Source organism: Pseudalkalibacillus decolorationis, assembly GCF_024609785.1.
Taxonomy (GTDB): domain Bacteria; phylum Bacillota; class Bacilli; order Bacillales; family Fictibacillaceae; genus Pseudalkalibacillus; species Pseudalkalibacillus decolorationis.
In genome coordinates, this window is record NZ_JANHJQ010000011.1 from 21,153 (window position 1) to 36,250 (window position 15,098).

The 15,098-nt window shown below is 40.5% G+C and carries 12 protein-coding genes; 3 read left to right on the forward strand and 9 right to left on the reverse strand.

Annotated features, from left to right (window positions below):
* Positions 1–10: 10 nt before the first annotated feature.
* The 6 genes from NON16_RS11955 to hutH form a co-directional block, all read right to left on the reverse strand.
* Positions 11–1,003 carry an asparaginase gene (locus NON16_RS11955; RefSeq protein ID WP_257349298.1) on the reverse strand — a complete coding sequence of 331 codons (993 nt, stop codon included), beginning with the start codon at positions 1,001–1,003 and terminating at the stop codon, positions 11–13.
* Positions 1,004–1,006: 3 nt separating this feature from the next.
* Complete coding sequence (locus tag NON16_RS11960) at positions 1,007–2,176, reverse strand: ROK family transcriptional regulator (RefSeq protein WP_257349299.1); 1,170 nt, start codon at positions 2,174–2,176, stop codon at positions 1,007–1,009.
* 451 nt (positions 2,177–2,627) lie between these two features.
* Positions 2,628–4,346, reverse strand: a complete 1,719-nt coding sequence (locus tag NON16_RS11965) for a S8 family serine peptidase (RefSeq protein ID WP_257349301.1) — start codon at positions 4,344–4,346, stop codon at positions 2,628–2,630.
* A 744-nt stretch (positions 4,347–5,090) separates the two neighbouring features.
* A complete protein-coding gene (hutI, locus tag NON16_RS11970) occupies positions 5,091–6,320 on the reverse strand; it encodes an imidazolonepropionase (protein WP_257349485.1) in 1,230 nt (409 codons plus the stop codon).
* Between the two features lie 53 nt (positions 6,321–6,373).
* On the reverse strand, positions 6,374–8,053 hold the full coding sequence (gene hutU / locus NON16_RS11975; protein ID WP_257349302.1) for a urocanate hydratase: 1,680 nt from the start codon (positions 8,051–8,053) through the stop codon (positions 6,374–6,376).
* Positions 8,054–8,089: 36 nt separating this feature from the next.
* A complete protein-coding gene (gene hutH / locus NON16_RS11980) occupies positions 8,090–9,595 on the reverse strand; it encodes a histidine ammonia-lyase (RefSeq protein WP_257349303.1) in 1,506 nt (501 codons plus the stop codon).
* A 384-nt stretch (positions 9,596–9,979) separates the two neighbouring features.
* Between hutH and NON16_RS11985 the strand changes: the two genes are divergently transcribed.
* Positions 9,980–10,441: a hypothetical protein gene (locus NON16_RS11985; protein WP_257349305.1), complete on the forward strand. Its 462-nt coding sequence runs from the start codon at positions 9,980–9,982 to the stop codon at positions 10,439–10,441.
* Between the two features lie 149 nt (positions 10,442–10,590).
* On the opposite strand, the gene NON16_RS11990 is transcribed toward NON16_RS11985, so the two are convergent.
* The gene (locus NON16_RS11990) at positions 10,591–11,493 is read right to left on the reverse strand and encodes a C39 family peptidase (protein WP_257349306.1); all 903 of its coding nucleotides are present in this window, start codon (positions 11,491–11,493) and stop codon (positions 10,591–10,593) included.
* 163 nt (positions 11,494–11,656) lie between these two features.
* Positions 11,657–12,400: a C39 family peptidase gene (locus tag NON16_RS11995; protein WP_257349307.1), complete on the reverse strand. Its 744-nt coding sequence runs from the start codon at positions 12,398–12,400 to the stop codon at positions 11,657–11,659.
* Between the two features lie 525 nt (positions 12,401–12,925).
* Here NON16_RS11995 and NON16_RS12000 point away from each other — a divergent pair.
* Positions 12,926–13,015 (forward strand): YjcZ family sporulation protein, encoded by a 90-nt coding sequence (locus NON16_RS12000; protein ID WP_257349308.1) that lies wholly within the window; start codon positions 12,926–12,928, stop codon positions 13,013–13,015.
* Positions 13,016–13,202: 187 nt separating this feature from the next.
* Here NON16_RS12000 and NON16_RS12005 read toward each other — a convergent pair whose 3' ends face one another.
* Complete coding sequence (locus tag NON16_RS12005) at positions 13,203–13,820, reverse strand: hypothetical protein (protein WP_257349310.1); 618 nt, start codon at positions 13,818–13,820, stop codon at positions 13,203–13,205.
* A gap of 310 nt (positions 13,821–14,130) precedes the next feature.
* Here NON16_RS12005 and NON16_RS12010 point away from each other — a divergent pair, with 310 nt between their 5' ends.
* Entirely contained in the window at positions 14,131–15,024 is an 894-nt protein-coding gene (locus tag NON16_RS12010; RefSeq protein ID WP_257349312.1) for a CAP domain-containing protein, read from the forward strand.
* Positions 15,025–15,098: the final 74 nt, after the last annotated feature.

The following is a 15,098-nucleotide window of genomic DNA, read 5'->3' on the forward strand; positions in this document are numbered from 1 at the left end:
CCTCCCCTACTTATAATAAAATTTTGGTCTCACCAATGATCTTTCCATTGTCATTTTCTATGTTTTTTGATCGAAGTTGTAATAAACGATCAATCGTTGCCTTATTGCTGTAATTTAGCTTTTTTAATATTTCAGCAACCAAGACTGGCCAAATAAGTTCAGATCCGCTTAAGACTTTTAAGGCAATGCTTATTCTTTCTTTTTTTAACGCTAAACAATAAACTCCCTGCGCACCCCCTTTGGCAATAATATTATGGTCGTCAAGTAGTACGGTACAGATGAAATTATGTGATGCCACTATTTCTGGATGTTCATTCATTACCTTACCGATTTTCTTTACTGCATTAGCTGTTTGCATATCTTCAATTAATTCTGGAGCCATAAATTTCAAAAAAGAAATAGCCATATTTTTCAAAGGAACCCCATGTACTGGGACACCGCATCCATCGATAGCAGTATTTATTTGACTTATAGAAGTTTCAGATAGATCAGCTACATGATGGAGGATTTCCTGTTGCAGAGGATGCTCCATCTCTTCATATCTATCTAGCCCGAATCCTCTTTCTCTCGCATACGCCAAAAAACCTAAGTGTTTACCTGCGCAATTATGTAACAGTTTACGCTGTGGTTTATGTTCCCAAATGTATTTTTGTTTCGGTTGTTCATTAAGCGGATAGCTTTGATTACAGACAAGTAGTTCCTCCGATATTTTCAGTTTCTTTATAAGGCTTTCTAATGCATCTTGATGATATTGCTCTCCTCGCTGTGAAGCAGTAAATAAAGCCGCTTCCTTATTATTGAGATAATATTTTTCGATCACATTGGTTGTAAATATAGGTATAGCTTGAAGCGGTTTCATTGCTGACCGGTAAAAAACATGATGATCAGAATTCCCCTTCTCAAAAACGACTTCCTTTCTATCGTTAAGAACACAAACAAGTCCTTGATGGGTATTTTCTAACTTTCCACCCCTGTATTCTTCTGCAATGATTGGATATGTCATAATTTAAACCTCTCTATTAAATTGAATATTTTTAATAAAATGACGTTGAACACTTATTGCTGCTCCAACTACTACACCCTCAACACCTGTTTTTGTCGTTCGTAATTCAAATGTATTATTCACAGGGGTCCATATTTGATTTTTACACTTTTCTAGAATTCTTTCTTTTATTACTGGATAATTTTCAATTAAACTACCAGATAAGACCACAGTGTCTGGATTATATACACAAACCACATTATTAATCGTAATTGCCGCATATGTAATAGCTTTATCCAATATGTTTATTGCCCATTTTTCCTTATTTTCAGATTCAGAAATTAACTCTTGGATATTTTCTATAGACTTCGTTTTGGATGCTTCCGCTAACAGAAATTTTTCAGCGATATATGTTTGTAAACATCCGAAATTACCACAAGGACAATAAATTCCATAAGGATCAACTATTGTATGTCCAATCTCTCCCGAAAAATTTCCTTCTCCACGGTAAATATCACCTTTAGTGACCAAAGCAGATCCTACACCACTACCAAATCCGATCATTGCCATATTTTCTTTTTCCGGCTCTGGATTAGTGATGTATTCCGCAAGTGCTTTTAACTTTAATTCATTATCGACAAACACCTGAAAACCTATTTTCTCTTCTAACATTTCACCTAAAGGAACCTGTTTCCAGTTAAATTGTGCAGATAATTTAATCATCCCTGTCTCGTTTTGAATTAGACCAGGTAATCCCAAACAGATTCCAGCAATCTGTTCGAAAGTTATATTTTCTCGATTAATAATATTACGAATTTTATTAGTGATATATTGAATCGTCTCGCCCGGATCAACCGGCTGGTAATTAAAATGTTCAAGCACAACTAAATTACCGACAAAATTCATGAAACCAATGCGTATTGCGTTTTGGTCAATCTCTACGCCAATAGATATTACTGAATTTTCATTAGGAACAAAGTAAGTTGCTTTCCTACCTATTCCGTCACTTATTAAATTGACTTCACGAATCAATTCTACTTCAAGTAAAGAAGCAACGATCCGTGATGCCGAAGTTGGGCTCATCATTGTCCGTTTAGCAATTTCAGCACGAGAAATCGGCCCTTGATTAAGAATAATTTCCAATACTAAGCTTTGATTTTCTTTTTTCAAAAAGTCTTGGTTTTTTATTTTCATTACATCACCTATTCACATCATGTTATTAACTATCACTAAAAAATGGTATATAAAGCAAAAAACATAAATATAACTTAGAAAAATGATTATATTTTTATTAGTTTCTCCTGTGAAGTTATTAATAGTATAGATTAGTGCTAATTATCGGTCAACTACTTTTTTAGAAAATTAAAATGATTAGGAAAAATACTCATTAAGAAAAGCGCAAGCGCCCTGCTTAGCCACGAAGGTCACTGGAAGACCGACGAGGAGGCTGTTGCCGCCGCAGGAGGCCTGAAGTGATCCAAGTGGTTGGGCGCTGAAGCTGGACATTACATCCATGCCGCAAACTTTTATACTTTCTTAACGTGCAATAAAAACACCTTCGATTCCTTACCGTAGAGAATCGAAGGTGTTTTCGTTATCGGGGAACCCTCTAATCTTAATTCGCGATTCCTCGCACTTATTTTGTTTACTGATCTGAAGTCAAATTTAACCCACTGGCTCCCGCACTTAAATCAAGATAGTAATCGCCACTTCCGTCATAAGAAGAAACTTTTACAGTGTACGTTCCCGTGCTCGTCGGATTAAACGAAATGGTTTCTTGGCGTTCTGCTCCTTCTGCTTCCGCAACGACCTGCCCGGACTGATTATAAACGTATACATCAAAGTCTGGTTCACTCCCCCAGAACCAGAAGCCTGGCTGCCATTCCGGAATGATCATCGTCACGGCAACCGGATAGTTCGTATTTGTAACATTAAAGGAATACTCATCAGCGCTTCCCGTATTGCCTAGTGAATTTTGTTTGGCAAAATGGTTTGGTTTTGCAATATTTGTGCCGTTCAGATTTCCTGCATCCTCAATCGCTGCATAACCATCAAGCATCCCATGCCCGTAATCTACATCTTTCCCTGCTGGACCCCAATCCTGTGAAGTATCCGCAAGAATGGTTTTAACTTGATTGGGTGTAAGAGAAGGGTTCGCATCAAGCATTAGCGCTACCGTCCCAGCTGTAAAAGGTGTTGCCATACTTGTACCACTGTAGGTTGCATATCCATTACCACTGTTTGCTGCAGCCGCGGTTATCTGATATCCAGGTGCAACAATGTCAGGCTTAATTCGTCCATCTGCTGTTTCACCGCGGCTGGAGAAGTCAGCTAGGAAGTAACCACCTACACCGAGGTCCGAACCTGCACCAACGGTAATGACTTTTTCAGCCGCACCGGGAGATCCAACCGTTTGTTTACTAGGTCCAGAATTACCAGCCGCTACAGTAACGACAAGTCCCGCGTCCACTGCATTATTTACAGCCTGGGAAGTAGAATCGGTTCCGTCAGAGCTTCCTGAAGTTCCGAGACTTAGGCTAAGCACCTCGATACCGTATTTGTCCTTATTCTGAACAGCCCAGTCGATACCAGCTGTAACATCACTCATACTTCCGCTTCCTTGGCTATCAAGAACTTTTACACCTACCAATGCTGCTTCAGGTGCTACTCCTTTATGATCCGCATTGCCATCTCCGTCACCAGCGACCGTACTTGAAACGTGTGTGCCGTGACCTTGATCATCATAAGGTGTTGAACGGCCATTAACCAAGTCCAACCACCCAATCACTTTTCCCTCATCAAGGTCCACATGACTCGCATCAATACCTGTGTCTATAACTGCGACAACTGCATCGTCTTTCGAGTAGGAATTCGGGTTCCCATCGAGGTCACCAGTTAAGTTGAAATCACTTCGAGCCTTCTCTGTTCCAAACCATTTATTTGCAGACCCATTTAAAGCCTTTACAGGTGCATCGAATTCAATCGATTTTACAAATGGAATCTTTTCAAGCATCTTGATTTGCCTTTTCGTCATTGAAACTGCTACTCCATTGAGTGCACTATTATACACGTGTTTTGTCTTGAATTTCCCTAGACTTTTCTGGATCGCTTTTTGCGCCTTTCCATTTGTCTTTGATTCATCGAACTGAATGATGACCGGAATCTTTTCATTTGCCTCTTTCTTTGCGAGCTTAACTTCGAGATTATCAAAAATTTTGTTGTTGTCTAAGTTGACCATAGCTGGTGCCATATCCGGTTTTGTCGGAGCTTTCTTTTCATGGTCGGCGGCACCGGCACCTCCGAGTGAAGTGAACAGCATACTCGTCGCCAAAACGGCAGAAGCGACAACATGTTTCTTTTTCATTCCTTTTCCTCCCTTAAAGTGCGTGTTCAAAAAAGAGGATAAAAAGAGCCGAGAAGTTCGAGGCGCGAAAAGTCTCGAGGACCGGAACGACGAGCGGTACTTGCATAAACACTACGAGTTGTACCGAGGAAGCTTACATCCAAGAATACGCTTGTAGACGCAGGTACATATGGAACTTCGACTTAGTACTTCACGTCCTGTGAAAACGTCGAAGTCAGCACGTCCGTGTGCAAGTCCGAAGAGACCGAGCACAAGAATATTCTACGGAAGCATTGCCTCGCACGCCGGAAAAGTGTACTCCTTTTCCAAGGAACGAAGAAATTCGACAGCTATTTTTACCGGACTTTTTGAACAACCTCTTAAAATTGTTTTTTCATAGAGTTTTTGAAACATTATGTAATTAAATCGTAATACATTAGACCTATTATGGAATGAGGAATTAGAGGGAACTAATCAACTTTTAAAACTATGTAATCCGGTGTATTTATTGCAGAGGGAATTCAGTTATATGTACCGCTTGTCCTATTTAAAGATTTAGAAAAAGCAGCAAAAATGAATGATTTTCATCTTAAAAACACAGAAAAGGCTTGTAGAGAATCGATCATCTCTACAAGCCCACACTTTATATTCGATTGATTAAAAAAGTAAGGATTACACCGCTCACCTTTTCAGATTTATCCCATTCACGTATAATCTCGTGAGCTTGGTGACGTGGCTATCCCGGAGTCTGCCTGACCTGACGTTTTAAGATACGGTAACTCGCCCAAGCTGCTCACCCCTTTTATAAGCCACTGCTCCACCTTTTATAACCGTATTCACATGGTTCACGCCGTAATGATAAGGAATATAGAGGTAATTCGGAACATCCCAGATCACAATATCTGCATTTCTGCCTTCTTTGATCTTACCTGCCCGTTCTCCATAACCAATTGCATGGGCAGCATTGACGGTTACAGCGTTCCAAATTTCCTCAGGCTTCATCCTTAGCTTTAAGGCTGCTAGATTCATAATGAGCTGCAAGTTTTCAGTCGGCGAACTACCTGGGTTAAAGTCAGTTGCAAGTGCCACAGCTGCATTATGTTCAATCATATCGCGAGCCTTCGCAAACTCATTTTTGTTCAAGTAAAAAGTGGTGCCTGGAAGAAGTACAGCGATTGTTCTGCTTTCCCCAAGCTTTTCAATTCCCTTTTCAGAAGCACCGACAAGATGGTCAGCTGAAATGGCATCCACTTCACAAGCCATTTCCGTTCCACCAAGGGGGTCAATCTCATCCGCATGAATTTTGACTTCAAAGCCCAATTCCTTTGCCTTTTCTAAATACTTACGGGACTGTTCGACCGTAAAGACACCCGTTTCACAGAAAATATCGGTAAACTGTGCGAGATTCTCTTCCTTAACCACTTCCATCACCCGAAGCATTTCGCTTAAGAAAGCATCAGGATCGTCCTTATATTCGGGCGGAATAGCGTGAGCTCCTAGAAAAGTAGAAGCGATATCGAGCGGATGATCCTTTTGGAGCTGCTTAGTTACCCTTAGCTGCTTCAGCTCATTTAATTCATCAAGACCATAGCCGCTTTTCGCCTCCATCGTGGTTACTCCATAGCTCATAATGCGATCGAGATGAAAAAGTGCCTTATTGTATAGCTCCTCTTCCTTTGCATCACGTGTCGCATTAACAGTCGATAAGATTCCGCCACCTTGTTTTAAAATATCAAGGTATGGTACGCCTTGTTGCTTAAGCGCGAGTTCATGTTCACGTGATCCCCCAAAGACGAGGTGGGTGTGTGGATCCACAAGTCCCGGTGTAACGAGCTTCCCATGGCAATCGATTTCCTCATTTGCTTCAAACTGAGGAGCGTTCTCTGCTGGTCCCGCATAAATGACTTTCCCGTCCTTAACAGCAACGGTCGCTTGTTCAACAAGACCAATCTCCATCATATCCGGTCCTTTTCTAACTCCCTCTTTGCCGTCCATTGTTAATAATTGTCCTATATTGTAAAGTAAAGTATCTACTTGGTTTGTCACGACTACTCAGCACTTCCTTTCGTTAGTTTTTGTGCATCCAGCATCGGGATTTGAACCCCTTTATCGTTTGCAGTTTGGATGGCTAGCTCATACCCTGCATCAGCATGTCTTGCTACTCCCATACCGGGATCTGAAGTGAGTACACGATCTAAGCGTTCGGCTGCTTCCTCTGTACCATCTGCAACAATAACCATTCCAGCATGTTGTGAGTAACCCATACCTACACCGCCGCCATGGTGAACCGATACCCAACTAGCTCCGTTCACACCATTGATCATTGCATTTAAAATTGGCCAGTCACTGATTGCATCACTGCCATCCTTCATCGCTTCTGTTTCCCTGTTCGGGGAGGCTACTGATCCACAATCGAGGTGGTCACGACCGATGACAATTGGAGCTTTCACCTCACCGTTGGCAACCATGTCGTTAATAATCTTTCCTAACCGTGCTCGCCCACCATACCCAAGCCAGCAAATTCGTGATGGTAATCCTTGAAAGGCAACCTTTTCTTTGGCCATCTTGATCCAATTGCATAAATGTTCATCATCAGCAAATTCTTGTAAAATCTTATCGTCAATCGCATGGATATCCCGCTCGTCACCGGATAGTGCAACCCAACGGAATGGTCCTTTACCTTCACAAAACATCGGTCGAATGAATGCAGGTACGAATCCCGGAAAAGCAAATGCGTCCTCGAAGCCTTCATCCTTTGCGACTTGACGAATGTTGTTTCCGTAATCAAAAACGATGGATCCAGCTTTTTGTAGATCAACCATTGCTTGAACATGTTGCTTGATGCTTTGCTTGGATTTTAAAATGTACGCTTCAGGATCTCGTTCTCGGAGTTCCGCACCTTCCTCCAATGTAAAACCAATTGGCAAGTAACCATTCAGAACGTCATGCGCTGATGTTTGATCTGTCACTAGATCAGGTTTCTCACCACGATTGACTAGTTCAGGAAGTATTTCAGCTGCATTACCTAGTAAGGCAATCGATAGCGGTTTCTTTTCTTCCATTGCTTCCTTCGCCAATTGAAGGGCTTCATCTAAACTGGTTGCCTTCGTATCACAATAGCGTGTCTGGATTCTCCGCTCAATCCGCACTGGGTCGGTTTCGATGGCGATGACGACACCCCCGTTCATAGTAACGGCAAGTGGTTGAGCACCACCCATTCCACCTAATCCTGCTGTAACTGTAAGTGTTCCTTCTAGTGATCCATTGAAATGCTTGCGAGCTGCTTCTGCAAATGTTTCATAAGTTCCTTGAAGGATTCCCTGTGTTCCAATATAAATCCAGCTTCCAGCAGTCATTTGTCCGTACATGATTAAGCCTTTCTTTTCGAGCTCACGGAAGTTCTCCCAATCGGCCCATGCTGGTACAAGGTTAGAGTTTGCGATCAATACTCTAGGCGCGTCTTTATGTGAGCGAAAAACTGCAACAGGCTTACCTGATTGGATCATCAGCGTTTCATCGTTCTCTAATCTTTTTAAAGCCGAAACAATCGCATCAAAGCTCTCCCAATTCCGAGCCGCTTTCCCGATACCACCGTATACAACGAGTTCTTCAGGATTTTCGGCTACCTCAGGATCAAGGTTATTCATTAACATTCTGAGAGCCGCTTCCTGCACCCATCCTTTTGTCGTTAATTCCGTTCCTCTAGGAGCTTGTATTGTCTTTTTCATCAAAATCCCTCCATTTCTTTTATTTGACTGCATACCTCATTGATGAATTAATAAACGCTTCCAATCACTATCCTTTAATTCAGTAGTGAGACGTTCGATATCGTAGGAGAAGACACGGTCTGTCGTTATACTCTCTGCCACTTCCCGGCCTTTTTTGTGCACCTTTTGTGTTCTTGGCGCCATGTTTTCTATACCGTTAAATTCAATAGCCTGCATTGCGCAAAACCATTCTATCGCGAGAACTCTTCTTGTGTTTTGAATGATCTGATAGGCATGCCGTGAACCGATTGTCCCCATACTGACATGGTCTTCCTGATTGGCAGATGATGGGATTGAATCCACACTGGCTGGATGTGCCAGCGTCTTATTTTCTGAAACAAGCGAAGCTGCCGAATACTGTAAGATCATTGCACCAGATTCAACACCTGGGTTTGCTGATAGGAACGGTGGCAATCCACTTAGTTGCGGATTCACCATACGTTCGATTCTCCGTTCTGAGATGTTAGCAAGCTCTGCAACTGCAATTTTCATAAAATCCATCGCAAACGCTATCGGTTGGCCATGAAAATTCCCGCCAGAGATAACCTTTTCACCACTATCGAAAATAAGCGGATTATCTGTAGCTGCATTGATTTCAATCTCAAGCTTTTCTTTTACATAATTCAAAGTTTGCCAGGTAGCACCATGGACCTGCGGGATGCACCGTAACGAATAGGCATCTTGCACACGAACTTCACCTTGTTCCGTAGTGAGTTTGCTTCCTTTCACATACATCCGAAATCGTTCCGCAACATCAACCTGCTCCGGATAGCCTCTTGCCAAATGAATGGACTCGTCGAAGGCATCGATAATTCCTTTTAACCCTTCAAATGTCATAGCCGCGATTGCTTCCGACTGGTAAGCAAGTTGTTCAGCTTCTAAATAACCGACGACTCCCATCGCTGTCATCGCCTGTGTACCATTAATCAGCGCAAGTCCTTCTTTCGCACTGAGAACGATTGGATCCACACCTTCACGTTTCAAAGGTTCCTTTGAAGGCATCCTTTTTCCTTTATATATAACTTCACCCTCCCCAAGTAGAACAAGCGCGAGATGGGACAACGGGGCAAGATCCCCACTGGCACCAAGTGAGCCTTGCTGGGGAATGACCGGGTGAATTCTTTTGTTTATGCATTCAATTAATATATCAATCACTTCCACACGTACTCCGGAAAATCCTTTTAACAATGCATTTACACGCAACAACAGCATGGCACGGCTGACAACTTCCGGAAACGGATCACCTACTCCACATGCATGACTGCGAATTAAATTCAGCTGCAAATCTTCTACCTGGTTAGGCTCAATCCACACATCACTCATTTTTCCAAACCCTGTTGTAATGCCATAGACGACTTTATTAGTTGCTACGATTTCATCTACCGCTTTTCGGCTCTCCTTAACCCTTGCAAGACTTTCCTTTGAGGCTTGAACATACTCTAAGTCAAATAAGACGTGCCTGATTTCTTTTAACGTTAACGTATTACCTGTAAGTGTAATCAAATACGTTCCTCCTCCCTTCCTAATGCGCTACCAATTTAGCGAGATAAAATTTCCATTAAAAAAAGCCGCTGCCTCGATTGTTTAATCGGACATCGGCTCTTTATTTAGCAATTGAATTGTATCCCTATTATTTCGTTTTCTAAAAAAGTTTTGCATTTTGGACAACTTCCTTCATAATTTTCTAAGTTCTCTAATATTATTCTTAGTGTAAACGCTTTCTAGCAAAATTGTCAAACAGACTTTTTAAATGGGACGAGCTACTACAGAACCTATACTTAAACTCATTAAACTTCGAAGACGTACGTAAACATTTTCAAACGTATAAAAAGAGACGATTGTGGACATTCTGTTGATACAAATTAGATTAATAGGAGGAGCGGGGAAATGATTGAATCTCAACGATTAATGGTTCATTTGACAATGCTTCGCAAAGCAAGTCTCCATGAGTCCGCAGCTGATTTTTTCGTAGGTTTTGACAATAAGGATAATCCATATTTATTTTTACCAACTTCCAAAGGGGTACTTCCTGAAAACCAACTTTATGCTGTTCCGGTTTTGATGCGAAGAAAGGAAGCGACACTTTTCCTGCTTGATGACACGATTCTTGCAGTCGATATTGGGGATTTTCATGAGTTTCATAGTGATTTGACGTATTACTTTGGTCCTGAACACAATATGCTCAAAAAATTCATTCGAAGCACTGAATATCGGTCCTATGTACTTTGGAGTAATGGAATTTTGCGTGATCAAATTGATGAGCTGCTTGATTCCTATAAACAAGCAGAATCAGAAGACAAAAAGCAAACAATCCGAACGCAACTAAGCCGTTTCGGAAGTATTTCTTAACGTGTAAGAATTACAAAATGAGGTTGATTCAAATGGATGTTCCGATCCACAATGTATAATCGGAACATCTGGAGTCAACCTTTTTGAAGCATCTCAGTAATGGTAATTATTCGTAGTTTATCATGCAGATACTTTTTGAAAATCCTATATCAGTTATATGAAACAGCCTGACTACCGAGCTGTTTCCAGGCACCAATAAACGATTCTTTATTAAGCTTTACATCTTCACCACCGAGTGGGTTATTAATGTAAATATGTTCATCACTATAGCCTGTTATCACAACGGCATGTTCATTCCAGGTAATCTTCACTTCACCAGCATTTGTTTTCCAATATCGAAACTCGTCTTCAGGAAGTGGCCGGAATTTGCTATTGGTAATCACTAGGACAGGAGATCCCTGTTTCACTTGATCTAGTACAGTTTGAAAGGGTTGTCCTGATAAATCTACTATTCTACCAGGCAAATACGTCTCAGCTAAATCCGCAATGGGTTCATGGTAAACCGCATAGCCATCTTTTTCAAATGTATATATATTACCTACAAAGCCTTTGTGAGGATTTCCCCGATAGCCATCGGCCGTCCAATACGGAACCTTATGGATATTTTCAGCGAGCTCCATTTTCCCCACATTAACACCTGCATGCTGTAGCATCATCGCGAGCGAGGTAACTTCACAGCCACGTTGAAGCTCAGGCAGTTGCAAAAGATAAGGAACATCCAACAACACAGTGTTTTCTTCGACATTATCTTGTGAAGTTGTCCTTTCCTTCTTCGCCCCTGCTTTGACCTCTATTGCCGTATCATTACCCACTCCTCCATCATCATGTGTTAAAGATGGTTCAGGGTTCTTTTTCTCTTCGGCATCCGAAGGTTTAGAGAGGTTACTAGATTTAATTTCCTTTTCAGGATTCGAAGATTCTTCTTGAAGAGCTTCCGCGGGCTCTTTCGCTTCGAACAAACCTTCAAATGGTGGACCTGAATCAAATGATTGATATGTATAAATTGCCGCTACTATAACTGGTACAGTCAGCCATCTTCTTTTAAAAATCACGATCACCTACTTTTATAATTGTAGAAATTCGACTATATTCGACTACTCTGCTACTAATTCTTCAAGTTTTCCCTACTTAAGTCAAGGTATTTATTGAATCTACCAAAATTAAATACATACAAAAACAGGTTCACTCAAATGAGTGAACCTGCCTACATGCATTTTAGTCTTCATAAGTTATCGCTTGTTTTCCGATTTGTTCCCATGCCTTAATGAATTGCTGTTTTGGCGCTTTATGGTTTTTAATCCCTCGTAATGGATCATTAAAATACACATATTGATCATCATACCCTGTCACAAGGACAGAATGCTCTTTATATGTGATTTTTATTTTTCCGGTTGGTGTATTCCACGTTTGCCAATATTGATCAGGAAGCCTTGAATAGGTTGTGTTACTTATTATCCATACCGGCTTATCCTTCTGAACGTATTCGAGAATCTTGTTAAAATCAGAACCCGTTAAATTGACAACCCTACCTGGAAGATAACTTTCTGCTAGCGTGGCAATTGGCTTTTCATACACACCTAATCCTGGTTTGTTCTTTGTGTACATATCCCCTACAAATCCAGAATTCGGATTACCAAAAAAGACTTGGCCGTTTCTTTTCTGATAGCTCGTCGGGTCTTTTTTTACCTCTTTTGCAAGTGTCATCTTATCTACATTTACACCGGCATGCTGCAATAGCATCGCAAGGCTTGTAACTTCACAACCCCGAGGTAATTGCGGAAGTTGGTTGATCATTGGTGCATTAATAATCTTTTTTTGAGGTATTACATGATCGGTTGACGATGCTAACTCTACATCATGTGACTTGGATGACTTCAACGATTCTTGGGAAACCGTTAAACCATCAGCACATCCCGTTAATAAAAAAGAACACAACAATACAGTCGATATTTTCTTCATTATCATACCCCATTTTCTTGGGATGTATGTTTAGCATGACCGGATCCGCAGTTATCACACGCTGTTTATTATGGTAAAACAACCAGTCATACTAGTGTATATCTTTAATTCGACCCTTTTTTTCACATAATGTAGTCAACTTTACATAGTTCTGTTTAATTTGAACAAACTAAAAACAGCCCAAATTAATTTTTAGGCTGCTCTTCCAATATTTCTAGCGTTTTTCCTTGCTTGATCAATTGCATTTTTAATTGATGTAAGTCCAATCATACCAAGTATAAAGGATACAGCATAAGGTAAAATATATACGAAGGGTATTTATTTACATATCACTGAAAAGCAATTGTTCAACTGACTTCGCTTCCTACGTCTTTCCTTCAGATAAAAAAGAACAAATTTACCCCCTTTATCAAAAAATCCATATTTGTCCTAATTCACTTGTCCATACCAATCCATTAAATCTGCATATTGTAATAATGTGAGGAACTACCTCACCGGATTTAAGTGCTCGAAGGGGGTGGATTTATGGGTTACTCTAGAGGCGGCGGAGGTTTTGCGTTAATCGTCGTATTGTTCATCTTGTTGATCATTGTAGGTACTGCGTTTGTATATTAATTAATAATGTACTTCCCCTATTCCTTAATAGTTGGTTACAAGCGCATAAAAATCTGTAATTTACTATTTCCCTTCCAATCTTGTTCGGTATGAAAGCCATGGCTCCTCCCCCAAGCTATGGCTTTCTTTTATTTGGATTCGGAATAGCTGTCTAACACTATGGTAAACAGTACGAACTCAGGACTTATTAGAATTTCATCTTTTCATTAAACCATTCAGGCATTTTCTCTGTATGTATGATATGTTCCAAATCTTTTTGCAGTTCTTGCAGCATATCTTTTGCCTCTTTTCGAATATGGACTGCCTGTAATTTAAGAGTTTTCTTTTCATCATCTGTCATATGCTCCACACACGCTTCTGAATAAGAGCGGTGGATGTCATACACATATTCTTCAATTTCAAACACCTGTTGGATAAGTAGAAACAACTCCATACGGTATCTTTTAAATTCATTCTTTTTCAATTTTAAATGTTGCTTTGCAGCTATAACTTCACGGTCTAAGCCTTTTTGTAATGGCTTTGCCCATTCGCTCAATCTATCTTTCTTCGCATGCGACAAATTCGCAATCTGTTCCATTACATCGCCGATTTCATTCGTCAAACCCTGCACTTCAGAACTTAATTGAGATACATACGATTGATTATCAAGATGTTTTTGCTTTCCTACCTTTTCGAGAATCTCTTCATACTTCTTTAATAATTCTTCCTTTTCTTCTTCTAGGTCACCCTGATCTAGCGTCAGTCGTTCTAATTGTTCCTCGTATTGTTTTTTAATCTGTTTATATTTAACCAACTCTGGGTACAAAGCTAATTCCTCCCTAAATACTTCTTAACTACTATACTCTTCGTACACAGTTTCTTGTTTTCGTTATAAAATGATCTTTATCCTACATTAAATCTTAAAGAATTGAAATTATTAAGAAAAGCGTAAGCGTCCTGCTTAGGTGCGATAAAACTGTATACCTTCTTATCTTCTCATAAAAACGGTCCATATTTTAATGTAAAAAAAGAGGTTGGGTGTCGGAGGTGACTTCCAATTAATTCCTTACCCCCATGGTGATAGAATCATAACCGAAATGTGTCTATGTAACTATTACTCAAGGAGGTTGGATAATTTGTTCAAGAAAATTCTTGTCACATCATTACTATCAGCATCAATCTTTGGGGTGAACGCTGGGATAAGTGAGGCATCGACGCCTGAACAGCAGCAACCTCAAGTAGAAGTATACAAGCAATACGCACAGGTTCAAATAGATCAGGATAAAACTCAGGAGTTTATTCAAAACTGTCTAAAGCAGAAGCAAAACGGTCAACTTGACCCTGCTACTCAAAACAAAATTGATGAACTTCTTAAGAAAGCAAAAGCACAGCTTCAAGAACAGAAGCAAAAGGAAGCTCCACAGAAGGCAGACGAGCCTAAGCAAGAACAATCTGAGGAAAAAGCTGAGCAGCCTGCACCAGCTCCAGAAAAAAAGGCTGAACCAGCTCCTGAAAAGCAACCTGAACCACAAAAACAAACTGAGCCTGCACCTGAGCAAAAGCCTGCACCTGAGCAAGCACCTGCTCCAAAACCGGCGCCAGAACAACCAGCTGAAGAACCTGCAGCTGAAAACGAATCAAACTTTGCTTTAACTGCAGATGAGCAACAAATGGTCGATCTTGTAAACCAAGAGCGCGAAAAGGCTGGACTAGCTCCATTAAAAGTAGATCCAGAACTTACGAAAGTTGCACGAATTAAAGCAAAAGATATGATTGAAAACAATTACTTTAGCCACAACTCTCCAACATATGGTTCTCCGTTCGATATGATGAAGCAATTCGGAGTTGACTACAACACAGCTGGAGAAAACATTGCCGGAAACGGTTCAGTTGAGGGTGCACATACTTCTCTAATGAACTCTCAAGGACACCGCGAAAACATCCTTGGTAGCCAATACACAGAAGTGGGAATTGGTATTGTAGATGGCGGTCAATACGGTAAAATGTTCGTACAAATGTTTAAAGGTTAATATCGTTTACGAAATATAAAGGTAAATTCAGAGGATGACTTCAATTATAGGAGTCATCCTCTTCTTTTTTGGGT

What these genes read in the sequence shown, in the direction of transcription:
- NON16_RS11985 (WP_257349305.1), top strand. Translation starts at nt 9,980, where the DNA reads ATGATTGAATCTCAACGATTAATGGTTCATTTGACAATGCTTCGCAAA.
- NON16_RS11965 (WP_257349301.1), bottom strand. Translation starts at nt 4,346, where the DNA reads ATGAAAAAGAAACATGTTGTCGCTTCTGCCGTTTTGGCGACGAGTATG.
- NON16_RS11955 (WP_257349298.1), bottom strand. Translation starts at nt 1,003, where the DNA reads ATGACATATCCAATCATTGCAGAAGAATACAGGGGTGGAAAGTTAGAA.
- NON16_RS11960 (WP_257349299.1), bottom strand. Translation starts at nt 2,176, where the DNA reads ATGAAAATAAAAAACCAAGACTTTTTGAAAAAAGAAAATCAAAGCTTA.
- hutU (WP_257349302.1), bottom strand. Translation starts at nt 8,053, where the DNA reads ATGAAAAAGACAATACAAGCTCCTAGAGGAACGGAATTAACGACAAAA.
- NON16_RS12000 (WP_257349308.1), top strand. Translation starts at nt 12,926, where the DNA reads ATGGGTTACTCTAGAGGCGGCGGAGGTTTTGCGTTAATCGTCGTATTG.
- hutI (WP_257349485.1), bottom strand. Translation starts at nt 6,320, where the DNA reads ATGGACGGCAAAGAGGGAGTTAGAAAAGGACCGGATATGATGGAGATT.
- NON16_RS11995 (WP_257349307.1), bottom strand. Translation starts at nt 12,400, where the DNA reads ATGAAGAAAATATCGACTGTATTGTTGTGTTCTTTTTTATTAACGGGA.